Annotated in this window: 22 protein-coding genes; 19 read left to right on the top strand and 3 right to left on the bottom strand. The window is 60.6% G+C overall.

The window, feature by feature from the left end; translation table 11 throughout:
• Positions 1-299 precede the first annotated feature (299 nt).
• The 5 genes from ffh to rplS all read left to right on the top strand — a co-directional run bounded on the left by ffh (position 300) and on the right by rplS (position 3,819).
• Complete coding sequence (gene ffh / locus ACRCYW_RS13955; protein ID WP_438550671.1) at positions 300-1,676, top strand: signal recognition particle protein; 1,377 nt, start codon at positions 300-302, stop codon at positions 1,674-1,676.
• Between the two features lie 184 nt (positions 1,677-1,860).
• Positions 1,861-2,109, top strand: a complete 249-nt coding sequence (gene rpsP, locus ACRCYW_RS13950) for a 30S ribosomal protein S16 (protein ID WP_010673084.1) — start codon at positions 1,861-1,863, stop codon at positions 2,107-2,109.
• A 24-nt stretch (positions 2,110-2,133) separates the two neighbouring features.
• Entirely contained in the window at positions 2,134-2,655 is a 522-nt protein-coding gene (gene rimM / locus ACRCYW_RS13945) for a ribosome maturation factor RimM (protein ID WP_438550670.1), read from the top strand.
• Between the two features lie 34 nt (positions 2,656-2,689).
• On the top strand, positions 2,690-3,436 hold the full coding sequence (trmD, locus tag ACRCYW_RS13940; protein ID WP_438550669.1) for a tRNA (guanosine(37)-N1)-methyltransferase TrmD: 747 nt from the start codon (positions 2,690-2,692) through the stop codon (positions 3,434-3,436).
• Positions 3,437-3,471: 35 nt separating this feature from the next.
• Positions 3,472-3,819 carry a 50S ribosomal protein L19 gene (gene rplS / locus ACRCYW_RS13935; RefSeq protein ID WP_005313505.1) on the top strand — a complete coding sequence of 116 codons (348 nt, stop codon included), beginning with the start codon at positions 3,472-3,474 and terminating at the stop codon, positions 3,817-3,819.
• A gap of 105 nt (positions 3,820-3,924) precedes the next feature.
• Here the strand turns inward: rplS and ACRCYW_RS13930 are convergent, their stop codons facing one another.
• Entirely contained in the window at positions 3,925-4,254 is a 330-nt protein-coding gene (locus ACRCYW_RS13930; RefSeq protein ID WP_438550668.1) for an isoamylase early set domain-containing protein, read from the bottom strand.
• A gap of 83 nt (positions 4,255-4,337) precedes the next feature.
• On the bottom strand, positions 4,338-5,012 hold the full coding sequence (gene mutH / locus ACRCYW_RS13925; protein ID WP_438550667.1) for a DNA mismatch repair endonuclease MutH: 675 nt from the start codon (positions 5,010-5,012) through the stop codon (positions 4,338-4,340).
• Between the two features lie 734 nt (positions 5,013-5,746).
• Between mutH and rppH the strand changes: the two genes are divergently transcribed.
• The 8 genes from rppH to ACRCYW_RS13885 all read left to right on the top strand — a co-directional run bounded on the left by rppH (position 5,747) and on the right by ACRCYW_RS13885 (position 13,451).
• The gene (rppH, locus tag ACRCYW_RS13920; protein WP_438550666.1) at positions 5,747-6,274 is read left to right on the top strand and encodes an RNA pyrophosphohydrolase; all 528 of its coding nucleotides are present in this window, start codon (positions 5,747-5,749) and stop codon (positions 6,272-6,274) included.
• Between the two features lie 13 nt (positions 6,275-6,287).
• Positions 6,288-8,558, top strand: coding sequence for a phosphoenolpyruvate--protein phosphotransferase (gene ptsP / locus ACRCYW_RS13915; protein WP_438550665.1), 2,271 nt, complete (start codon positions 6,288-6,290; stop codon positions 8,556-8,558).
• Positions 8,559-8,635: 77 nt separating this feature from the next.
• Entirely contained in the window at positions 8,636-9,463 is an 828-nt protein-coding gene (lgt, locus tag ACRCYW_RS13910) for a prolipoprotein diacylglyceryl transferase (RefSeq protein WP_438550664.1), read from the top strand.
• 91 nt (positions 9,464-9,554) lie between these two features.
• A complete protein-coding gene (gene thyA / locus ACRCYW_RS13905) occupies positions 9,555-10,349 on the top strand; it encodes a thymidylate synthase (protein ID WP_438550663.1) in 795 nt (264 codons plus the stop codon).
• Between the two features lie 248 nt (positions 10,350-10,597).
• On the top strand, positions 10,598-11,788 hold the full coding sequence (gene nhaA, locus ACRCYW_RS13900) for a Na+/H+ antiporter NhaA (RefSeq protein ID WP_438550662.1): 1,191 nt from the start codon (positions 10,598-10,600) through the stop codon (positions 11,786-11,788).
• A complete protein-coding gene (locus tag ACRCYW_RS13895; protein ID WP_438550661.1) occupies positions 11,785-12,189 on the top strand; it encodes a hypothetical protein in 405 nt (134 codons plus the stop codon). The genes nhaA and ACRCYW_RS13895 overlap by 4 nt, the downstream gene beginning before the upstream one ends.
• Positions 12,176-13,108, top strand: coding sequence for a transcriptional activator NhaR (gene nhaR, locus ACRCYW_RS13890; RefSeq protein ID WP_438550660.1), 933 nt, complete (start codon positions 12,176-12,178; stop codon positions 13,106-13,108). The genes ACRCYW_RS13895 and nhaR overlap by 14 nt, the downstream gene beginning before the upstream one ends.
• A 40-nt stretch (positions 13,109-13,148) precedes the next feature.
• A complete protein-coding gene (locus ACRCYW_RS13885) occupies positions 13,149-13,451 on the top strand; it encodes an ArsR/SmtB family transcription factor (protein WP_438550764.1) in 303 nt (100 codons plus the stop codon).
• A gap of 49 nt (positions 13,452-13,500) precedes the next feature.
• On the opposite strand, the gene rpsT is transcribed toward ACRCYW_RS13885, so the two are convergent.
• Positions 13,501-13,764, bottom strand: a complete 264-nt coding sequence (gene rpsT / locus ACRCYW_RS13880; RefSeq protein WP_005308808.1) for a 30S ribosomal protein S20 — start codon at positions 13,762-13,764, stop codon at positions 13,501-13,503.
• A gap of 191 nt (positions 13,765-13,955) precedes the next feature.
• On the opposite strand from rpsT, the gene murJ reads away from it, so the two are divergent.
• The 6 genes from murJ to ispH all read left to right on the top strand — a co-directional run bounded on the left by murJ (position 13,956) and on the right by ispH (position 21,398).
• Positions 13,956-15,518 carry a murein biosynthesis integral membrane protein MurJ gene (murJ, locus tag ACRCYW_RS13875; RefSeq protein WP_438550659.1) on the top strand — a complete coding sequence of 521 codons (1,563 nt, stop codon included), beginning with the start codon at positions 13,956-13,958 and terminating at the stop codon, positions 15,516-15,518.
• Between the two features lie 151 nt (positions 15,519-15,669).
• A complete protein-coding gene (gene ribF, locus ACRCYW_RS13870; protein ID WP_438550763.1) occupies positions 15,670-16,644 on the top strand; it encodes a bifunctional riboflavin kinase/FAD synthetase in 975 nt (324 codons plus the stop codon).
• Positions 16,644-19,505, top strand: a complete 2,862-nt coding sequence (ileS, locus tag ACRCYW_RS13865) for an isoleucine--tRNA ligase (protein WP_438550658.1) — start codon at positions 16,644-16,646, stop codon at positions 19,503-19,505. The genes ribF and ileS overlap by 1 nt, the downstream gene beginning before the upstream one ends.
• Positions 19,505-20,014 (top strand): signal peptidase II, encoded by a 510-nt coding sequence (gene lspA / locus ACRCYW_RS13860; protein ID WP_349919657.1) that lies wholly within the window; start codon positions 19,505-19,507, stop codon positions 20,012-20,014. Before ileS ends, lspA begins: the two co-directional genes overlap by 1 nt.
• Positions 20,011-20,463, top strand: a complete 453-nt coding sequence (fkpB, locus tag ACRCYW_RS13855; RefSeq protein ID WP_438550657.1) for an FKBP-type peptidyl-prolyl cis-trans isomerase — start codon at positions 20,011-20,013, stop codon at positions 20,461-20,463. Before lspA ends, fkpB begins: the two co-directional genes overlap by 4 nt.
• On the top strand, positions 20,463-21,398 hold the full coding sequence (gene ispH / locus ACRCYW_RS13850) for a 4-hydroxy-3-methylbut-2-enyl diphosphate reductase (protein ID WP_438550656.1): 936 nt from the start codon (positions 20,463-20,465) through the stop codon (positions 21,396-21,398). Before fkpB ends, ispH begins: the two co-directional genes overlap by 1 nt.
• Positions 21,399-21,409: the final 11 nt, after the last annotated feature.

Here is a 21,409-nt window from a genome sequence, read left to right as displayed (position 1 = left end):
ATGGAATAAGAGAGGCAGTATACCTTGCACAAGATATGCTCGCCAGTTGTGCTGCCGCCGATCTGCCCATATATAGGCAGGATTCGGGGGCAATCGCGGAGGGCTGACCACAGCCGTGCGGTGAATAATCGTCCTTACTGGACTGTGTTAGGTATGAGGTATAATGCCCCCCCCGATTTATTACTTGCTGCGCTTGCTTGTAAGCCGGTCGCCATCGCTCCTTGCGGTGAATAATCGTCCCACAGGGCTGACTGGGGTATAATGCCCCCCAATTGTTACGCCAAGAACCGGAATGCGTCATGTTTGAGAATTTGACTGAACGACTCTCGCGCACCCTGCGCAATGTCAGTGGCCGTGGTCGACTGACCGAAGAGAACATCAAGGATACCTTGCGTGAAGTGCGCATGGCGCTGCTCGAGGCGGACGTCGCCCTGCCGGTCGTACGTGATTTCGTGGCGCGGGTCAAGGAGCGAGCGGTCGGCCAGGAAGTGGCCAAGTCCCTGAGTCCGGGCCAGGCCTTCATCAAGATAGTCCACGGCGAGCTGGTCTCCGTGATGGGGGAGGCGAACGAGCAGCTCAATCTCGCCGCCCAGCCGCCGGCCATCATACTGATGGCGGGTTTGCAGGGGGCCGGTAAGACGACCACTGTGGGCAAGCTGGCCAAGCTGCTCAAGGAGCGCAGCAAGAAGAAGGTGCTGGTGGTCAGTGCGGACGTCTACCGTCCGGCGGCCATCAAGCAGCTGGAAACCCTGGCGGGCGACATCGGCGTCGACTTCTTCCCGAGCGACGTGACCCAAAAGCCGGTGGCCATCGCCACCGCCGCCATCGATCAGGCGCGCAAGAAATTCTATGACGTGGTGATCGTCGATACCGCCGGTCGTCTGCACGTTGACGGGGAGATGATGGCGGAGATCCAGGATCTGCACGCCACCATCAAGCCGGTCGAGACCCTGTTCGTGGTGGACGCCATGACCGGTCAGGATGCCGCCAACACCGCCAAGGCGTTCAACGAGGCGCTGCCGCTCACCGGTGTCATTCTCACCAAGGCGGACGGCGATGCCCGCGGCGGTGCCGCCCTGTCCGTGCGCCACATCACCGGCAAGCCGGTCAAGTTCATCGGTATGGGGGAGAAGACAGACGCGCTGGAGCCCTTCCACCCGGACCGTCTCGCCTCCCGTATCCTCGGCATGGGAGACGTGCTCTCCCTCATCGAGGAGGTGGAGCGCACCGTCGATAAAGAGAAGGCCGCCAAGCTGGCCAGCAAGGTCAAGAGCGGCAAGGGCTTCGATCTGGAAGACTTCCGCGAGCAGCTGGCCCAGATGCGCAACATGGGCGGCATGATGGGTATGCTCGACAAGCTGCCCGGCATGTCCGGCCTGCCGGACAGCGTGAAGGATCAGATGGATGACAAGCTCACCGTGCGCATGGAGGCCATCATCAGCTCCATGACCCCGAAGGAGCGCGCCCATCCCGATCTCATCAAGGGCTCTCGCAAGCGTCGCATCGCCGCCGGCTCCGGCATGCAGGTACAGGACGTGAACAAGCTGCTCAAGCAGTTCACCGAGATGCAGCGCATGATGAAGAAGATGTCCGGCAAGGGTGGCATGCGCAAGATGATGGGGCAGATGAAGAACATGTTGCCGCCGGGCTTCGGTGGCGGTCGCGGCCCCTTCTAATCCCAGGGGAACAGCCGACTATGCAAGGGCTCACCAGAGGTGAGCCCTTTTCATTCCCATCCTTGTGCAAAAAGTGGCTGGCTTGGTTGCAATTATTACGAATCCAAGTAGAATTACGCGGCTTATTTTAAGCTAGGGTCCGCGTATTTGCGGGCCTTGTTCATTAGATGTTTATGAGGACGATATGGTAACCATTCGTTTACAACGTGGTGGCGCGAAAAAGCGTCCGTTCTACCAGGTAGTAGTTGCTGACAGCCGTAACGCCCGCGACGGTCGTTTCATCGAGCGCGTTGGTTTCTTCAACCCGGTTGCTGCTGGTAACGCTGAAAAGCTGAACCTGGACCTGGCTCGCATCGAGCATTGGGTTGCTACTGGTGCCGCTGTTTCTGACCGCGTTGCCAAGCTGATCAAAGACGCTGCTAAAGCTGCTTAATCAGCCAAACGGTAGGGAGTTAAGGTGGAAAAACCTGTAGTTCTGGGCACCCTGGGCACCGTTTACGGTATCAAGGGCTGGCTTAAAGTGAACTCCTTCACCGATGTTGCCGAAGCGATTTTCGATTACAACCCCTGGCTGATCAATCAGAACGGGGCGTGGCGTGAGATCCGGGTTTCGGCCTGGAAGCGTCACAACAAGGGTCTGATCTGCAAGCTCGATGGTATCGATGTGCGCGAGGATGCCCTGGCATTGACCAACGTCGAGATTGGCGTTAACGCCGATCTGTTGCCCGCGTTGCCCGAAGGTGAATTCTACTGGCGTGACCTCATCGGTTGCACCGTGAAGACCACCAAGGGATACGACCTGGGCAAGGTGACCGAATTGATGGAAACCGGCTCCAACGATGTGTTGGTGGTTGAGGCCAATGTAAAAGATGCCTTCGGTGCGAAGGAGCGGTTGATTCCGTTCCTGGAAGAGCAGGTGATCAAGCATATTGATCTGACTGCTCGCACAATCGAAGTTGATTGGGATCCTGGTTTCTAGTTTCCCGCGCTAACACGGGTGCCGGAGGTTTCTTATGTGGATTGGGGTGATTAGCCTCTTCCCGGAAATGTTCCGAGCCATTACCGAGCACGGGGTAACGGGTCGGGCCGTCAAGAGTGGCCTGCTGCAGATTGAGTGCTGGAACCCTCGGGACTTTACCCACGACAAACACCGTACGGTCGATGATCGTCCTTATGGTGGTGGGCCCGGCATGTTGATGATGGTTCAGCCGCTGCGTGATGCGATTCATGCGGCCAAGCAAGCGGCGGGAGACGGGGCGAAAGTCATCTATCTCTCCCCTCAGGGACGCAAGCTGACTCAAGCGGGCGTAACCGAGTTGGCGACGAATCAGAAATTGATTCTGGTAGCCGGTCGATACGAAGGTATCGATGAACGCGTGATACAAACCGAAGTCGACGAAGAGTGGTCTATCGGGGATTACGTGTTGAGTGGTGGCGAACTGCCTGCCATGACCCTGATCGACGCGGTTTCGCGTCTGGTCCCCGGGGTCTTGGGCGATCAGGCCAGTGCCGAGCAGGACTCCTTCACGGATGGCCTGCTGGATCATCCCCACTACACTCGGCCGGAGTTGTTGGATGGATTGGCGGTGCCCGAGGCGCTGACAAGCGGCAATCACGAAGTGATTCGGCGCTGGCGACTCAAGCAATCGCTCGGACGAACCTGGCAGAGAAGGCCGGAACTTATTAACAACCTAGCTCTGACTGACGAGCAAGAAGTACTTCTTGCCGAGTATGTCCGCGAAGTGCGTGACAGCGTTTAGTAGAGTTTTCAGTTTATCCTAGGTAAGGAAAGACAATGAGCAAGATTATTCAGCAGCTTGAACAAGAGCAACTGCGTACCGACATCCCGGCTTTTGCCCAGGGCGACACCGTACGTGTTCAAGTTCGTGTTAAAGAAGGTGGTAAAGAGCGTCTGCAGGCTTTCGAAGGCATCGTGATTGCCAAGCGTAACCGCGGTCTGCACTCTGCTTTCACCGTTCGCAAGATCTCCAACGGCGAAGGTGTTGAGCGTGTATTCCAGACTCACTCTCCGCTGATCCACAGTGTAGAACTGAAGCGTCGTGGTGATGTTCGCCGCGCCAAACTGTACTACCTGCGCAACCTGTCCGGCAAAGCTGCTCGTATCAAAGAGAAGCTCAACTAATTCGATTCGAATTGGTGTCGGTATGTCGACGAATAGCTCGACAGGTAGTGAAAAGGCTCGCCATTGGCGAGCCTTTTTTGTCTCTGCGGTGTGGCAACCCGGGCTTCAACTCGGCTGGCTGACCCGCACCACCGAGTTGTCCCGCCCGAAGGGGCCGGGCACATAGTCATCTGCCGCCCAGTCGTTGTCGTAATGGGTTTCCCCATCCGGCTGCACCAGCTGATAGCAGAATTCGAAATGGCTGGGGCCATCGGTGGGCAGGTTGAGGGTGGTCTTGAACTCCCCACTCTTCATCCGCTTGAGTTCGATGGGGTGCCACTGGCTGAACTCCCCCAGCAGCCAGATCTGCTCCGCCTCACCGGCGGCCTCTTTTTCCACTGCAAAGGTCACCTTGACCTCGGGACGGGACTTGAGAAACTGCTTGTTGATCGGCATAACGCCTCCTTGTCATTGACTGCGAAGAAAGTACTTCTGGTTGTTTTTATACCAGCTTATGACAGGAATGTTGATAGCTAGGGTCAAATGGGCAGGGCGAAGTGGCGTTGCAGCAGGCCGTGGGTGAAGCCTATCTTGAGGTAGAAGCCCCGTGGCAGGGTCTGGATCGGTTGGCCGTTGCGGCCGATGGCGCGGGTCAGGGCCTTGTTGTTGGCCGCCTTGGGACGCAGTTGCATGACCTGGCCATGGCGAGCGCTGATCTGCTCCACCTCCCCAAGCACTATCATGTCCATCAGCTCTTCCCAGTCCTGGCGTAGCAGGTCGTCTTCCTCCTTGCTCGGACTCCACAGCAGCGGCATGCCGATCCGGCGCTCGCCGATGGGGATCTCGCGGCTGCCTTCCACCGGGATCCAGAGCACCCGTGACAGCTTGTTGCGCACGTTCGACTCCTCCCAGCGCTGGCCGCTGACACCGATGAGGGGGGCCACACAGACGAAGGTGGTCTCGAGCGGCTTGCCCGCCGGATCCACCGGGATCGTCTTGAGCTCTATGCCGAGATCCGGGAAGTCCTGCTCCGGCTTGCTGCCCGCGCTGGCCCCCAGCTGCCATTCGATCAGCTGGCCGACCCAACCCTTGTCGCGGCGCAGATCCCGCGGCACCGGGATCCCGGCGCTGGCCGCGAGCTGGGCCAGCGGCAGGCCCGCCATGGCATAGGCGCGGGTCAGCAACTCTTGCTCTGACTGGGGATTGCTGGGCATCTGGGGCTCCTGATCCGGGGCGCTCACTCCAATTCCTGGGATCCGTCGCGAGGATCGCTGTTTTTGTAACCGATCCTCGCCCGGCTATGCACAGGGGGGGAATGAATGCCGATAATGATTTATCTGGATGATTTTAAAGGGAATTGATGATTTTTTCCAGTTCTGGAAAGTGCAGGATCCCGCTGGAAATGAGTTGTCCAAGGGTTTGGCCTGGCTGTTGCACATAGTTATCCACAGAAATCTTGGATAACTGACATAAAGGGATCAATCCTGGGCCATGGATAGAAATAAATGTGAGAACCCACCGATTTTACCCGCCATATCGGTGCAGATAATGCACCGAGCTTGTGGATAAACTAGCCTTGGTGGATCTTTGAGCAGCGGAACTTGTTCACAAATACCGATGAGGATCCTTGCCCCCAAAAGACATGGATCTTGATCCAGCACTTAAATATTAACTATATGTATTTAAATGAATATTTTGTTTTTTCATAGTTGGGGTATGATAGCGGCTGATTTGGCACCCTGAGAGAAAAGTACTGTATATACCTGTTTGATCACAGGTTTATGCACAACCTGGGTGGGCAACTTGGCGAACTCGCGTCGTGAATTTGTTTATAACTTGGCTTGAAATGGCAAGTTATTCATGAATGTAAGATGACAGTCCCTGTTTGCTGCCACGGGGTGAATGTGGAACAATCCCTTTATAGATTCAGCCTTTATATGGTGATCACGTGATAGATGGCGACGGATTTCGTCCCAATGTCGGCATCGTGATCTGTAACCGTGACGGACAAGTTTTGTGGGCTAAGCGCTATGGGCAGCACTCCTGGCAGTTCCCGCAGGGGGGAGTTGATGATGGTGAATCGCCGGAACAGGCCATGTATCGTGAGCTGTATGAGGAGATAGGCCTCAAGCCCGACGATGTGACCATCTTGGCGACCAGCCGCAACTGGCTGAAGTACCGCTTACCCAAACGACTCGTTCGCTGGGACAGTTCACCGGTCTGTATTGGCCAAAAGCAGAAGTGGTTTTTGTTGCAGTTGAACTCGGGCAAGGAGTCCAGGATCCAGTTTGGCTGTCATGGCCATCCGGAATTTGACGACTGGCGCTGGGTCAGCTTCTGGTACCCGGTGCGTCAGGTCGTCTCCTTCAAGCGGGAAGTCTACCGCCGGGTGATGAAAGAGTTTGCCCCGCTGGCGATGCCGGTGCCGGTGGTGCAGGTTAATCGAAAGGATGGGCGGCGTAACCGCTCTCGCTAAGGAGCACAGCTAGTTGCTGACGGAACTCAGACGCATCGTCGAAAGCATGGCCGAGGCCAATACCCTCGAGCAGGCCTTGCAGGCATTGGTGAGCCAGACCCGGCTCGCCATGACGGTGCACTGCTGCTCCGTGTACGTCGCCGAGCCCGAGATGCGGCGCTATCGTCTGGCGGCGACCGACGGTCTGGCCGAGTCGGCGGTGGGCAAGGCCACCCTGCCGTTCGAGCAGGGCATCGTCGGCCTAGTGGGTCAGCGCGAGGAGCTGATCAACCTGGCGGATGCCCCCTCCCACCCGAGTTTCAAGTTCCTGCCCGACGTGGCCGAGGAGGCGTTTCGTTCCTTCCTCGGCGCGCCCATCATGCATCAGCGCCAGGTGGTGGGGGTGCTGGTCGTCCAGCAAAAAGAGAGCCGGCTGTTCGATGAGGGGGAAGAGTCCTTCATGGTCACTCTGGCGGCCCAGCTGGCGGCGCGCATCGCCCAGGCACAGGCCAAGGGTTGGTTGCAGAAGACCGACTGGAGCAAGCCTCTGCGCGGCATCGCCGGGGCCAGCGGCATCGCCATCGCCAAGGCCTGGGTGTGGCGCCCGCGCAAGGCGCTGAACTCCATCACCCCCCGTAAGGACGAGGATCACGGCAAGCAGCTCGCTCGCCTCGAACTCGCTATCGAGGAGGTGCGCCACGATCTGGAGAGCCTGGCCCTGCGCTTTCGCGAGAGCTACAGCCAGGATTCGGTCGCCATCTTCGACATCTACCTGCACCTGCTGGACGATCCCGGCTACATCAAACCTATTCGCAACAAGGTCGGCAAGGAGCATTGGACGGCCATCTCAGCGGTCAAGCTCATCAGCGACCGTTTGATCGAACAGTTCAAGGGGATGAAGGATCCCTACCTGCGCGAGCGGGCCGCCGATGTGAAGGACATCGCCCTGCGCCTCATCAGCCGGCTGGTGCAGGATGAGCCGGAGCAGCTCACCATAGGGGAGCCCGTGGTGCTGGTCGCCGACGAGGTGACCGCCACCATACTCGCCGAGATCCCGCGGGAATTCCTGAGCGGGGTGGTGTCGCTCAAGGGGGGGACCAACTCCCACGCCGCCATCCTGGCCCGTGCCATGGGGGTCGCCGCCATCATGGGGGTGGATCTGCCCCTCGGCGACATAGGCGGTCGCACCCTGGTGGTGGATGGCTACAGCGGCGATCTCTTCATCGAACCCAATCAGGTGATCCTGACCGAGTACCGGCAGCTGCTGAGCGAGGAGCAAGCCCTCGATACCCTGGTGCGCAGCGTCGACAACCTGCCTTCCGAGACCGCAGACGGCACCCCTGTCTCCCTGCTGCTCAACGCCGGCCTCAGCGCCGATACCGAGATAGCCCTCAACGCGCTGGCGGACGGGGTGGGGCTCTATCGCACCGAGATCCCCTTCATGCTGCAGGAGAGTTTCCCCTCGGAGTGGGAGCAGACGGCGCGCTATCGCGGCATCCTGGAGACCTACAGAGACAGACCTGTGTGCATGCGCACCCTGGACGTGGGGGGGGACAAGCAGCTGCCCTACTTCCCCATCGTGGAGGAAAATCCCTTCCTTGGCTGGCGGGGGATCCGGCTCACCCTGGATCACCCCGAGCTGTTCCTGGTCCAGCTCAAGGCCATGCTGAGGGCGAGCGAGGGGCTGGACAACCTGGCCATCATGCTGCCGATGATCAGCAGTGTCGGCGAGATCCGCGCCTCCCGCCGGTTGCTGGATCAGGCCTGGCGCGAGGTCTCCGAGGAGGCGGCCAGCCGCAATGCCGAGATCAAGTATCCAAGCCTGGGGGTCATGATAGAGGTGCCCTCGGCCCTCTATATCCTGCCGGAGATGGCCCCCCTCATCGACTTCTGGTCCGTGGGCAGCAACGACCTGACCCAGTACCTGCTGGCGGTGGATCGCAACAACGCCCGGGTCGCCAGCATCTACGACGCCTTCCACCCCGCGGTGATCCGCGCCCTGCAACTGCTGGTCGATGCTTCCCATCGCTACCAGAAGCCGGTGTCGGTGTGCGGCGAGCTGGCCGGGGATCCGGTGGGGGTGCTGCTGCTGCTGGCCATGGGCTATCGCCGTTTCAGCATGAACACCCACAACATCTCCCGCATCAAATACGTGCTGCGCCAATCCCATCTCGACGAGCTGACGGCCCTGATGGCCGACGGTCTCAAACACGACAATCCCCACGTGCTGCGCGGCCTGTTTGCCCGCTATCTGGAAGAGCACGGCCTGGGCGGTCTGCTGCGGGCCGGCCACAAGACGAAGTAAGGCGATTGATAATCATGCCTTGTTCCTGCTGACAAATGATCGGAGAATGCGGCTTTTCTCATGATTGAGGCCGCGCCATGCAGCACGACGGATATTGGGTTTTCTCGCAGATCGATCCCGTAGCATTCAGTTTGGGACCATTGTCGGTACGCTGGTATGGGCTCATGTACCTGTTCGGCTTCGCCTTCGCCATGTGGCTGGCGGGTCGCCGCGCCGATGCCCCCAACAGCGGCTGGACCCGCAACGAGGTCTCCGATCTGCTGTTCTACGGCTTCCTCGGGGTGATCCTGGGTGGCCGCATCGGTTACGTGCTGTTCTACAACTTCGATCTCTTCCTGGCGGATCCCACTTACCTCTTCAAGATCTGGACCGGTGGCATGTCCTTCCACGGCGGCCTCATCGGGGTCATCACCGCCATGATCTGGTTCGCCCACAAGACCCAGCGTCACTTCTTCACCGTCGCCGACTTCGTGGCGCCCCTGATCCCGTTCGGGCTGGGGGTGGGCCGCATCGGCAACTTCATGAATGGCGAGCTCTGGGGTCGGGTCACCGATGTGCCTTGGGCCATCATCTTCCCGGAGGCGGGCCCGGAGCCGCGCCATCCGTCCCAGCTCTACCAGTTCGCCCTGGAAGGGGTGGTGCTCTTCATCATCCTGAACCTGTTCTGGCGCAAGAACCCGCCGCGGGGCGCCATCTCCGGCATGTTCCTGCTGTTCTACGGCCTGTTCCGCTTCCTGGTGGAGTTCGTACGCCAGCCGGACAGCCAGCTCGGCCTCTACTTCCACGAGATCAGCATGGGCCAGATCCTCTCCACCCCGATGATCATCATCGGTGCCCTGATGATCTGGGTCGCCTACAAGCGGCCACAGCTGTTCGGTAACGGCGTCAAGGAGGCAAAGCAATGAGGTCCTGTCTCGGTCTGGTACAGAAGATCCTGCCGCAACCTGCCTGTGTGGCCGTGAACCCGTTTGGTGAGACCCTGAAGGAGGCAAAGCAATGAGAGCCTATCTCGACCTGATGCAGAAGATCCTGGACGAGGGGACGGTCAAGTCCGACCGCACCGGCACCGGTACCGTCTCCCTGTTCGGTCACCAGATGCGCTTCAACCTGGCCGAGGGCTTCCCCCTGGTCACCACCAAGAAGTGCCACCTGAGATCCATCATCCACGAGCTGCTCTGGTTCCTGAACGGCGACACCAATACCGCCTACCTGAAGGAGCACGGTGTCAGCATCTGGGACGAGTGGGCCGACGAGCACGGCGATCTGGGCCCTGTCTACGGCGCCCAGTGGCGCTCCTGGCCGGCGGCCGATGGCAGCGTCATCGATCAGATCCAGAAGGCGGTGAACGACATCAAGCACAACCCGGATTCCCGCCGGATCATAGTCTCCGCCTGGAATGTGGGGGAGCTGGACAAGATGGCCCTGGCCCCCTGCCACGCCTTCTTCCAGTTCTACGTGGCGGACGGCAAGCTCTCCTGCCAGCTCTACCAGCGCAGCTGCGACGTCTTCCTCGGCCTGCCGTTCAATATCGCGAGCTACGCCCTGCTGACCCACATGATGGCCCAGCAGTGTGATCTCGAGGTAGGGGACTTCGTCTGGACCGGTGGCGACGTGCATCTTTATTCCAACCACATGGAACAGACCGCACTGCAGCTCAGCCGCGAGCCGCGCCCGCTGCCGACCCTGGTGATCAAGCGCAAGCCGGATTCGATCTTCGACTACAGATTCGAGGACTTCGAGATCCAGGGCTACGATCCCCATCCCGGCATCAAGGCCCCCGTGGCCATCTGACGACGCCTGATTGGTATCATGGATAAGAGAGGCGCCTGATGGCGCCTTTTTTCATGCCGTTATCTGTGTATTTATGCGAAAAATTGAATGGTGACCTGGGCGGAGAAAGGGAGTAAAACGGTGCTTATAGCAGGTCTTAGCCGGTTTGCCTTCGGTTTTCCCGTTGTTAATGGCAATTAGAAACGATTTTTCATCGACTCACTCCGACTCTAGACTGAAAAAAATGCAATGTTATGGATAGTCAGACCATGAGTGATGTATTCAAGCGCTTTCTCAAGCTGGAGTCCGCCTCCGGCATCATCCTGATCCTGGCCGCCCTGCTGGCCATCGCCCTGGCGAACTCGGCGCTGGCGGAGTATTACCAGAGTTTCCTCAATACGCCGGTGCAGGTGCGCATCGCGGCCCTCGACATTGACAAGCCGCTGCTGCTCTGGATCAACGACGGCTTCATGGCGATCTTCTTCCTGCTGGTCGGCCTCGAGGTGAAGCGCGAGCTACTGGAGGGGGCGCTCTCCTCCCGGGTGCAGGCCACCTTCCCGGCCATCGCCGCCGTGGGGGGCATGCTGGCCCCCGCGCTCATCTATGCCTTCTTCAACTACGACGATGAAGTAACCCGGGCCGGCTGGGCCATTCCGGCGGCGACCGACATCGCCTTCGCCCTCGGGGTGATGGCGCTGCTCGGCAAGCGGGTGCCGACCAGCCTCAAGGTGTTCCTGCTGGCCCTGGCCATCATGGACGACCTCGGCGTCATCATCATCATCGCCCTCTTCTATACCCAGCAGCTCTCCCTGGGGGCGCTGGCGGTCGGTGTCCTGGCGACCCTGACACTGCTGTGGATGAATCGGCGCGGGGAAGACAGGATCGGCCTCTACATGCTGGTCGGCCTGGTGCTCTGGGTGGCGGTGCTCAAGTCCGGCGTCCACGCGACGTTGGCCGGTGTCATCGTGGGCTTCATGATCCCGCTGAACGGCAGGCGCTACGCCTCGCCCCTCAAGCACCTGGAGCATGCGCTGCACCCCTGGAGTGCCTACCTTATCTTGCCGCTGTTCGCCTTCGCGAACGCCGGCGTCTCCCTGGACGGGATCGGGCTCTCCTCCCTGCTGAGCCCGGTGCCACTCGGCATCATGCTGGGGCTCTTCGTCGGCAAGCCCCTCGGGATCTTCACCATCAGCTGGCTGTCGGTGAAGCTGGGGGTCGCCCAGTTGCCGAGCGGGGTCAACTTCAAGCAGATCTTTGCCGTCAGCATCCTGTGTGGCATTGGCTTCACCATGTCGATGTTTATCGCATCGCTGGCGTTCGAGCATGGCGGATTGGACTACGGTAGCTACTCGCGCCTCGGGATCCTGGTGGGGTCCACTCTGGCGGCCGTGGTCGGCTATCTCGCCCTGCGGATATCCCTTCCCAACCGGGAGGCGGATCAGAGCACGGAGGGGTTATGAAAAAACTAGGATGGCTGGCCCTGCTGGTGAGCCCGGCGATATGGGCGAACAACCTGGCGGATTGTCAGCAGGATGCGACCTCGCCCGGCTGTTCCGCCTACCTGAACGGGGTGGTCGACAGTGCCATCATGCTGGGGGACAAGCAGGCCAAGGCCCAGTTCGGTGAGACCTTCAGCGAGCGAGCCCTCAGCAGCCGGGCGGGGGAGCGGGTCAAGAAGTCCAACAAGCGCTACTGCGGTGAGCGGATGCCGGATCCGGCCAGCCTGAAACTGGTGCTGCAAAAGCAGTTCAGCGCAAACAAGGTTGACTCGATCAGCGACATGTATGACATTCTGGCAGTTGAACTCAGCTGCTACCGGAGCCCGCCTGCCGCGGGAACCCCATCGGATGTCACACCTTAATTACAATCACCTCTATTATTTTTGGATGACACAGAAGAAGGGCTCCGTCACACAAGCGGCGGAAGCCCTTTTTCTTACCCCCCAGACGGTCACCGGCCAGATCAAGCTGCTGGAGCAGCGTTTGGGCGGCAAGCTGTTGATCCGCAAGGGCCGCTCCCTCGAGGCCACCGAACTCGGCCAGCTGGTGTTTCGCTACGCCGACAAGATGTTCAGCCTCTCCTACGAGATGCTGGATATCGTCAACTACCGCAAGGAGAGCCAGATCCTGTTCGACGTCGGCATCGCCGATGCGCTCTCCAAGCGCCTCGCGAGCCGGGTGCTGCTCTCCGTCATCCCGAACGATGGTTCCATCCACCTGCGCTGCTTCGAATCGACCCACGAACTGCTGCTCGAGCAGTTGAGCGAGCACAAGCTCGACATGATCCTCTCCGACTGTCCGGTGGACTCCAGCCAGCATGCTGGCCTGCTCTCCAAGCGCCTTGGTGGCTGTGGGGTCAGCTTCTTCTGCAAGGCCCCCCTGCCGGAGAAAGGCTTCCCTGCCTGCCTGGAGGAGCGCAAGTTGCTCATCCCGGGCCGGCGCACCGCCATGGGCCGCCAACTGACCCAGTGGTTCGAGCAGCAGGGGATCTCCCCCAGCATCCTCGGTGAGTTCGACGATGCGGCCCTGATGAAGGCGTTCGGCTTCTTCAACCAGGGCATCTTCATGGCACCCACCATCTACCGGGAGGAGATCCTGGAGGGGGAGGAGGTGATGCTGCTGGGAGAAACCCAGGATCTGATGGAGGAGTATTACGTCATCTTCGCCGAGCGGATGATCCAGCATCCGGCGGTGAAGCGGGTCTGCGAGAGTGACTTCTCCTTCCTGTTTGCCGGAGAGGAGAACCTCTCCACCATCCAGCCCGCCAGCCTGTCGTTTTAACAGGGTGGGGGACGACATGAAAACCGGGCAGGGAGAGGGGATGCGACTGGAGGAGATGGCGGTGAATGCCGGGCGTGCGGTCACTCTGCTCAAGGCCCTGGCCAATGAACGGCGTCTGTTTATCCTGTGTCAGCTGCTGGAGCGGGAACTGTCGGTGGGAGAGCTGAACGAACGGCTCGGTCTGAGTCAGTCGGCCCTGTCACAGCATCTGGCGGTGCTGAGGCGAGATGAACTGGTGGCGACACGAAAGGCGGCCCAGACGGTCTACTATTCCCTGCGAAGCGTCGAGGTGCGGGAGATGATTGGCCTGCTGCACCGGCTCTATTGCAGCGAACCCAAATAAAAAACCGGCCAAGAGGCCGGTTTTTTTAGCTTTATGCAGCCGAAGCTGATTAAGCCATAGCTTTGATCTGGGCAGACAGGCGGCTCTTGTGACGAGCAGCTTTGTTCTTGTGGATCAGGCCTTTGGTCGCCATACGATCCATGATCGGCTGAGCAACAGCGAAAGCGGCAGTGGCAGCAGCCTTGTCGCCAGAGGCGATGGCAGCGATCACTTTCTTCAGGTAGGTACGGGTCATGGAACGACGGCTGGCGTTGTGCTGACGACGTTTCTCTGACTGAAGAGCACGCTTCTTAGCAGATTTGATGTTAGCCAAGGTAAAACTCCTAAAACTGTCTTAGCGAGTGTATTGAAAAGGCCCGGAAATATGCCTTCCCAACCACATATTGTCAAATGATTTGTGCAAATAAACACCGCCCCCCGGTGGTGTGTCAGATGGGAGACGGTTAAACTGTCGGCCGATTCTACCAGCATTCTTTTCTTTCTGACAGTTCCAGAGGCCTCGTCTTGAGTAAGAAATTGATCAAATCCGGCATGATAGTGTCCGGAATGACGCTGGCGTCCCGTGTGATGGGCTTGGTGCGTGACGTGGTCATCGCCAATCTGCTCGGTGCCGGGGTTGCCGCAGACGTCTTCTTCTTCGCCAATCGCATTCCCAACTTCTTGCGTCGCCTGTTCGCCGAAGGGGCTTTCAACCAGGCCTTTGTGCCCGTGATGACGGAGTACAAGAAAAACGGTGATGAGCAGGCGGTGCGCGAGCTGCTGGCCGCGGTCGCGGGGACCCTGGGGGGCATAGTCACCATAGTGACCCTGCTCGGGGTGCTGGGCTCGGGGGTCTTGACCGCCCTGTTCGGCTGGGGCTGGTTCTGGGACTGGCTGCACGGCGGACCGGCGGCGGAGAAGTTCGAGCTGGCCAGCCTGATGCTCAAGATAACCTTCCCTTACCTCTGGTTCATCACCTTCACCGCCATGGCGGGGGCCATCCTCAACACCTTCGGCCGCTTCGCCGTCTCCTCCTTCACGCCGGTGTTTCTCAACATCACCATGATAGCGGCGGCCTGGTGGATTGCCCCTCTGATGGAGCGCCCGGAGATCTCCCTGGCCATCGGCGTCTTCCTCGGCGGCCTGGTGCAGTTTTTGTTCCAGTACCCCTTCCTGCGCCAGATCAACATGCTGGTGTGGCCCAAATGGGGTTGGCATCACCCCGGGGTGGTGAAGATCCGCACCCTGATGATCCCGGCCCTGTTCGGTGTCTCGGTCAGCCAGATCAACCTGCTGATCAACACCATGCTCGCCTCCTTCCTGGCCACCGGCGCCATCAGCTACCTCTATTATTCGGACCGGCTGCTGGAGTTTCCCCTCGGCCTGTTTGCGGTGGCCATCAGCACGGTGATCCTGCCGGCGCTCGCCAAGAAGCATGTGGACGCGGATCCGGTGGACTTCTCCCGCACCATGGACTGGGGGGTACGCATGGTGATTCTGCTCGGCCTGCCCGCCATGGTGGGGATCGCCGTGCTGCGCGAACCCATCTTGCGGGTGCTGTTCATGCGCGGGGAGTTCGGTCTGCACGAGGTGAGCATGTCGAGCGCCAGCCTGCTGGCCTCTACTACCGGGCTGCTCTCCCTGATGCTGATCAAGGTGCTGGCCCCCGGCTACTACGCCCGCCAGGACACCAAGACCCCGGTGCGGATCGGCATCATTGCCATGGTGGCGAACATGGTGTGCAACCTCATCTTCATCTATCCCCTGGGCTACGTGGGACTGGCGCTCGCCACCGCCTGCTCCGGTACCCTGAATGCGGCCCTGCTGTTCAAGGGGCTCTATGTGCAGAACGTCTATCGCCCCTCCCGCCAGACCGGGGTGTTCTGCCTCAAGCTGCTGGCGGCGACCCTGCTGATGGGCGGCCTGCTCGCCTACCTGTCGCCGGATCTCGCCCAGTGGGGTGCCTGGAGCATGGGCAAGGCCAGCCTGGAGCTGACCCTGCTGCTCTGTGCAGGAGGCGCCGTGTACGGCGTAGTGCTGCTGGCGCTCGGCGTTCGACCAAGACACTTGAAATCGGGTCAGCAGTAAGGCTCTTCGGGTGGCTCTGCATCGGGCAGGGCCATGTCGAGGGTGGGGGGAACGGACCCCTGGCCGCTGAAATCGGGCCAGGAGGGCTGATCCTGCTGGCCGCCTGATATATAATCCGCCGATTTCCATGGCAGCAACGCACAAGGCACTGATGGAGCTTATTCGCGGTATTCACAATATCAAGCCCCGTCACCGGGGCTGTGTATTGACCATAGGCAACTTCGATGGGGTTCATCAGGGACACCATGCGGTGTTGGCCAGGTTGCAGGAGAAAGCCGCCCAGCTGGGCTTGCCCGCCTGCGTCATGCTGTTCGAACCCCAGCCCCTCGAGCTGTTTGCGGGCAGTGCCGCGCCGGCGCGCCTCAGCCGCTGGCGGGAGAAGTACGAAGCCCTCAAGGCCATGCGGATCGACCGCATGCTCTGCGTGCGTTTCACCCACCGCTTCGCCGAGCAGGCGGCCTGCACCTTCATCGAGCAACTGCTGGTGGAAAAACTCGGCGTGCACTACCTGGTGGTGGGGGATGATTTTCGCTTCGGCCGCGGGCGGGAGGGGGACTTCCACCTGCTGGAGGCGGCGGGGCGACGCTTCGGGTTCGAGGTGATCAGCACCCAGAGCTTCCAGCTGTCCCGTCAGCGGGTCAGCAGCACCCTGGTGCGCGAGGCCCTCGCGGCCGGCCGCATGGCGGAGGTGGAGCTGATGCTGGGACGTCCCTACGCCATCAGCGGCCGGGTGGCCCACGGTGACAAGCTGGGGCGCACCATAGGATTTCCCACTGCCAATCTCGCCCTGAAACGGCAGGTGATCCCGGTCGGTGGCGTGTTCGCGGTGGAAGTGTTATGTTCCGGCAAGACCTTCCCCGGTGTCGCCAATGTGGGTGTACGGCCGACCTTGAGCGGTACACAAGCCAGATTGGAAGTACATCTATTTGATTTTTCTGGTGATCTATATGGTCAGCAGGTCAAGGTGCTGCTTCGCCACAAGCTGCGCGAAGAGCAGAAATTTGACTCTTTCACCGCCTTGAAAGAGCAGATCGAACGAGATGCCCTGGCGGCCCGAGCCTGGTTCGGGCTGCCATCATTCAATTTACCCAGCACTCTTTTAGAAAAGAAGGGAACCCAGGACTGATGAGCGACTATAAACACACCCTGAATCTGCCGGAAACCGAGTTTCCGATGCGTGGCGATCTGGCCAAGCGTGAACCCAACATGCTCAAGCGTTGGTACGATCAGGATCTTTACGGCGCCATTCGCCGCGCCAAAGCGGGCAAGCCTTCTTTCATTCTGCATGACGGCCCCCCCTATGCGAACGGCAGCATTCACATCGGTCACTCGGTCAACAAGATCCTCAAAGACATCATCATCAAGTCCAAGGGCATGTCGGGCTTCGACTCCCCCTATGTGCCGGGTTGGGATTGCCACGGTCTGCCCATCGAGCTGAAGGTAGAAGGCATGGTCGGCAAGCCGGGGGAGAAGGTCTCCGCCGCCGAGTTCCGCGCCGAGTGCCGCAAATACGCCAAGACCCAGATCGAGGCGCAGAAGACCGACTTCATCCGCCTGGGTGTGCTGGGTGACTGGGAACACCCCTACCTGACCATGGACTTTGGCACCGAAGCCAACATCATCCGCTCCATGGCCAAGATCGTCGAGAACGGCCATCTGCACAAGGGCTCCAAGCCGGTACACTGGTGTACCGACTGTGGCTCCGCCCTGGCCGAGGCCGAGGTGGAGTACTACGACAAGAACTCCCCCTCCATCGACGTACGCTTCAAGGCCGTCGATGAGGCTGTGGTCGCTGCCAAGTTCGACTGCCCGGAGGGTCACACCGGCCGTGGTCCGCTCTCTGCCGTGATCTGGACCACCACTCCCTGGACCCTGCCGGCCAACCGCGCCATCGCCATGCATGCGGACCTGGACTATGCCTTGGTACAGGTGGAAGGTGACAACCCCGAGCGCCTGATCCTGGCCGCCGAGCTGGTCAAGGACGTGATGGACCGCGCCGGTATCGAGCAGTATCACAACCTGGGTTATGCCAAGGGGCACTCCCTGGATCTGCTGCGCTTCAACCACCCCTTCTATCACTACGATGTGCCCGTGGTGCTGGGTGATCACGTCACCCTGGACGCCGGTACCGGTATCGTCCACACCGCCCCTGGCCACGGTCAGGAAGACTTCGTGGTTGGTCAGAAATACGGTCTGGAAGTGGCAAACCCGGTTGGCAGCAACGGCGTCTACCTGCCGGATACCGAGCTGTTCGCCGGCCAGCATGTATTCAAGGCCAACACCGCCGTGGTGGACGTGCTGACCGAGCGCGGCGCCCTGCTGCATCATCAGGTGTTCAACCACTCCTACCCGCACTGCTGGCGTCACAAGACCCCGATCATCTTCCGTGCCACTCCCCAGTGGTTCATCAGCATGGAGCAGAACGGTCTGCGCAAGCGCGCCCTGGAAGAGATCGAGCGCATCGAGACCCAGGGCATTGCCGAGCACGGCCAGAGCGGCTGGGTGCCGGCATGGGGCAAGAATCGCATCCAGGCCATGGTCGAGAACCGTCCGGACTGGTGCATCTCCCGTCAGCGGACCTGGGGCGTGCCCATCTCCCTGTTCGTCCATAAAGAGACCCAGCAACTGCACCCGGAATCCGTCCGCCTGATGGAAGAAGTGGCCAAGCTGGTTGAACAGAAAGGCATTCAGGCCTGGTGGGATCTGGACAAGGCCGATCTGCTGGGTGCCGACGCCGACACCTACGACAAGGTGCCGGACACCCTGGACGTCTGGTTCGACTCCGGCTCCACCCACTCCTCCGTGGTGGATGCCCGTCCCGAGTTCAACGGCAACCCGGCCGACATGTATCTGGAAGGTTCTGACCAGCACCGTGGCTGGTTCATGTCGTCGCTCATGATCGGCGTCGCGATGAAGGACAAGGCTCCGTACAACCAGGTACTGACCCACGGCTTCACCGTGGATGGCCAGGGCCGCAAGATGTCCAAGTCCATCGGCAACGTGGTCAGCCCCCAGGATGTGATGAACAAGCTGGGTGCCGACATCCTGCGCCTCTGGGTCGCGAGCACCGACTACACCGGCGAGATGACGGTCTCCGACGAGATCCTCAAGCGCTCTGCCGATGCCTATCGCCGGATCCGCAACACCGCCCGCTTCCTGCTGGCGAACCTGAACGGTTTCAACCCGGCCACCGACATGGTCGCCCCCGCTGACATGGTGGTGGTGGATCGCTGGGCCGTGGGTCGTGCCAAGGCCGTACAGGCCGAGATCGTGACCGCGTTCGACGAGTACAACTTCCACGGCGTGACCCAGAAGCTGATGCAGTTCTGCTCCATCGAGATGGGCTCCTTCTATCTGGACGTCATCAAGGACCGTCAGTACACCGCCAAGGCCGACAGCCTGGCCCGTCGCTCCTGCCAGACCGCCCTGTACCACATCGCCGAGGCCATGGTGCGCTGGATGGCGCCCATCATGAGCTTCACCGCGGACGAGATCTGGGCCCTGCTGCCGGGCGATCGCACCGAGTTCGTGTTCACCGAGGAGTGGTATGACGGCCTGTTCGGGCTGGAAGCGGGCGAGCAGATGAGCGATGCCTTCTGGGCCGAGATCCTGACCGTTCGTGGGGAAGTGAACAAGGCGCTGGAAGCGGCTCGCGGCGAGAAGCGCATCGGCGGCTCCCTGCAGGCCGAACTGACCCTGTTCGCCAAGCCGGAACTGGCTGCCCGCCTGAACGCCCTGGCCGATGAGCTGCGCTTCGTGCTGCTCACCTCCAAGGCCAAGGTGGTGGTGGCCGACGCCGCACCGGCAGGCGCCGTCGCGACCGAGCGCGACGACCTCTGGCTAAGCGTGGCCCAGTCTGCCGCCGCCAAGTGCGACCGCTGCTGGCACCATGTGGAAGACGTGGGCACCATCGCTGGTCACGAAGAGATCTGTGGCCGTTGCGTCACCAACGTCGAGGGTGACGGCGAAACGCGTCAATTTGCCTGATGAACATGACTCAAGACACTCAAAAAACCGGCCTGCGTTGGCTGTGGCTGGCGGTGCTGGCCTTCGTACTGGACCAGGGGAGCAAGCTCGCCGTGGTCAAGTTGTTGCCGTTTGGTTATCCGGGGGTGGAGATCACCCCCTTCTTCAACCTGGTACACGTCTACAACAAGGGGGCGGCGTTCAGCTTCCTGGCGGATCAGGGGGGCTGGCAGCGCTGGTTCTTCGCGGTGCTGGCGTTTGCCATCTGCGGCCTGCTGATCCACTGGCTGCGCAAGCAGTCGGTGACCCAGCGCTGGAGCGGCATAGCCTACTCCCTCATCATCGGCGGGGCGCTCGGCAACGTGTTCGATCGCCTGGTGCTGGGCCATGTGGTCGATTTTCTCGACTTCTACTGGCAGCGTGCCCACTGGCCGGCATTCAACCTGGCGGACAGCTTCATCTTCATCGGCGCCGCCATGATAGTGTTGGACGGTTTTCGCAGTGAGAAGAAAAAGGAAGAGGCCGCATGAGCCAACCCATCGGCGTTGACAGCAGCGTGCTGTTCCACTTCTCCATCAAGCTGGAAGACGGCTCGGTGGCCGACAGCACTGCGCTGCACGGCAAACCGGCCCGCCTGCGGATGGGGGATGGCAGCCTGACCGACAGCTTCGAGCAGTGCCTGCTCGGGTTGCAGCAGGGGGAGGCCAAGAGCTTCACTTTGGCACCGGAGCAGGCGTTTGGCCTCTCCAACCCCGACAACATCTACCATCTGGACAGGGCCAAATTCGGCGCCGATATGGAGCCCAAGGTCGGCACCATCATGATCTTCGATCAGCCCAACGGCGGCGAGCTGCCTGGCATCATCCGGGCGGTGGAAGGCATGTCGGTGACCGTCGATTTCAACCATCCCCTGGCGGGTCACACCGTGACCTTCGAGGTGGAGATCCTGGGTGTGGATGATGAGGAGAAAGTTCACTGATGGACATTCTGCTGGCTAACCCACGCGGTTTCTGCGCCGGTGTCGATCGCGCGATCAGCATCGTCGAGAGCGCCCTGGAGAAGTTCGGTGCCCCCATCTATGTGCGTCACGAGGTGGTGCACAACCGCTACGTGGTGAACAAGCTGAAAGAGGCGGGGGCCGTCTTCGTCGAGGAGCTGGACGAGGTGCCGGACGACAGCATCGTCATCTTCTCCGCCCACGGCGTCGCCAAGACGGTGCGCGAGATGGCCAAGTCCCGCGCCCTCAAGGTGTTCGATGCAACCTGCCCCCTGGTGACCAAGGTGCACATGGAGGTCCATCGCGCCAGTCGCAAGGGCTCCGAGGCCGTGCTCATCGGCCACGCCGGTCACCCCGAGGTGATCGGCACCATGGGTCAGTACGAGAACCCCGAGGGGGGCATGTATCTGGTGGAGACGCCGGAAGACGTGGCCAAACTTCGGGTGAAGAACCCGGACGACCTCTGCTTCGTCACCCAGACCACCCTCAGCGTGGATGAGACCTCGGACGTCATCGACGCCTTGCGCCAGCACTTCCCCAAGATCCAGGGGCCGCGCAAGGATGACATCTGCTACGCCACCCAGAACCGCCAGGACGCGGTGCGGGAGATGGCGGGGCTGGTGGACGCCATGCTGGTGGTGGGTTCGCGCAACTCCTCCAACTCCAATCGCCTGCGGGAGCTGGCCGAGAAGGTGGGGGCTCGCGCCTATCTGATCGACGACGCCACTATGATCGAATCGGACTGGCTGGACGGCGTGGAACGCATCGGGGTAACGGCCGGGGCGTCAGCCCCCGACATCCTGGTGCAGAACGTCATCACCCGTCTGCGGGAGCTGGGGGGCAAGATAGTGACCGAACACCCCGGCCGCGAAGAGAACGTGGTGTTCGAGGTGCCGCCCGAGCTGAGGATTCTCTGATTGACATGCCG

Source organism: Aeromonas sp. (genome assembly GCF_051657805.1).
GTDB lineage: Bacteria > Pseudomonadota > Gammaproteobacteria > Enterobacterales > Aeromonadaceae > Aeromonas.
Note: the sequence above shows the minus strand (reverse complement) of the source record. Positions and strands in the feature narration are given on the sequence as shown.

Coding starts and splice junctions, on each gene's coding strand:
- rpsP (WP_010673084.1), top strand. CDS start 1,861: ATGGTAACCATTCGTTTACAACGTGGTGGCGCGAAAAAGCGTCCGTTC.
- rplS (WP_005313505.1), top strand. CDS start 3,472: ATGAGCAAGATTATTCAGCAGCTTGAACAAGAGCAACTGCGTACCGAC.
- nhaR (WP_438550660.1), top strand. CDS start 12,176: ATGTCACACCTTAATTACAATCACCTCTATTATTTTTGGATGACACAG.
- ispH (WP_438550656.1), top strand. CDS start 20,463: ATGGACATTCTGCTGGCTAACCCACGCGGTTTCTGCGCCGGTGTCGAT.
- ileS (WP_438550658.1), top strand. CDS start 16,644: ATGAGCGACTATAAACACACCCTGAATCTGCCGGAAACCGAGTTTCCG.
- thyA (WP_438550663.1), top strand. CDS start 9,555: ATGAGAGCCTATCTCGACCTGATGCAGAAGATCCTGGACGAGGGGACG.
- mutH (WP_438550667.1), bottom strand. CDS start 5,012: ATGCCCAGCAATCCCCAGTCAGAGCAAGAGTTGCTGACCCGCGCCTAT.
- ribF (WP_438550763.1), top strand. CDS start 15,670: ATGGAGCTTATTCGCGGTATTCACAATATCAAGCCCCGTCACCGGGGC.
- ACRCYW_RS13895 (WP_438550661.1), top strand. CDS start 11,785: ATGAAAAAACTAGGATGGCTGGCCCTGCTGGTGAGCCCGGCGATATGG.
- trmD (WP_438550669.1), top strand. CDS start 2,690: ATGTGGATTGGGGTGATTAGCCTCTTCCCGGAAATGTTCCGAGCCATT.
- ACRCYW_RS13885 (WP_438550764.1), top strand. CDS start 13,149: ATGCGACTGGAGGAGATGGCGGTGAATGCCGGGCGTGCGGTCACTCTG.
- nhaA (WP_438550662.1), top strand. CDS start 10,598: ATGAGTGATGTATTCAAGCGCTTTCTCAAGCTGGAGTCCGCCTCCGGC.
- lspA (WP_349919657.1), top strand. CDS start 19,505: ATGAACATGACTCAAGACACTCAAAAAACCGGCCTGCGTTGGCTGTGG.
- fkpB (WP_438550657.1), top strand. CDS start 20,011: ATGAGCCAACCCATCGGCGTTGACAGCAGCGTGCTGTTCCACTTCTCC.
- lgt (WP_438550664.1), top strand. CDS start 8,636: ATGCAGCACGACGGATATTGGGTTTTCTCGCAGATCGATCCCGTAGCA.
- ACRCYW_RS13930 (WP_438550668.1), bottom strand. CDS start 4,254: ATGCCGATCAACAAGCAGTTTCTCAAGTCCCGTCCCGAGGTCAAGGTG.
- ffh (WP_438550671.1), top strand. CDS start 300: ATGTTTGAGAATTTGACTGAACGACTCTCGCGCACCCTGCGCAATGTC.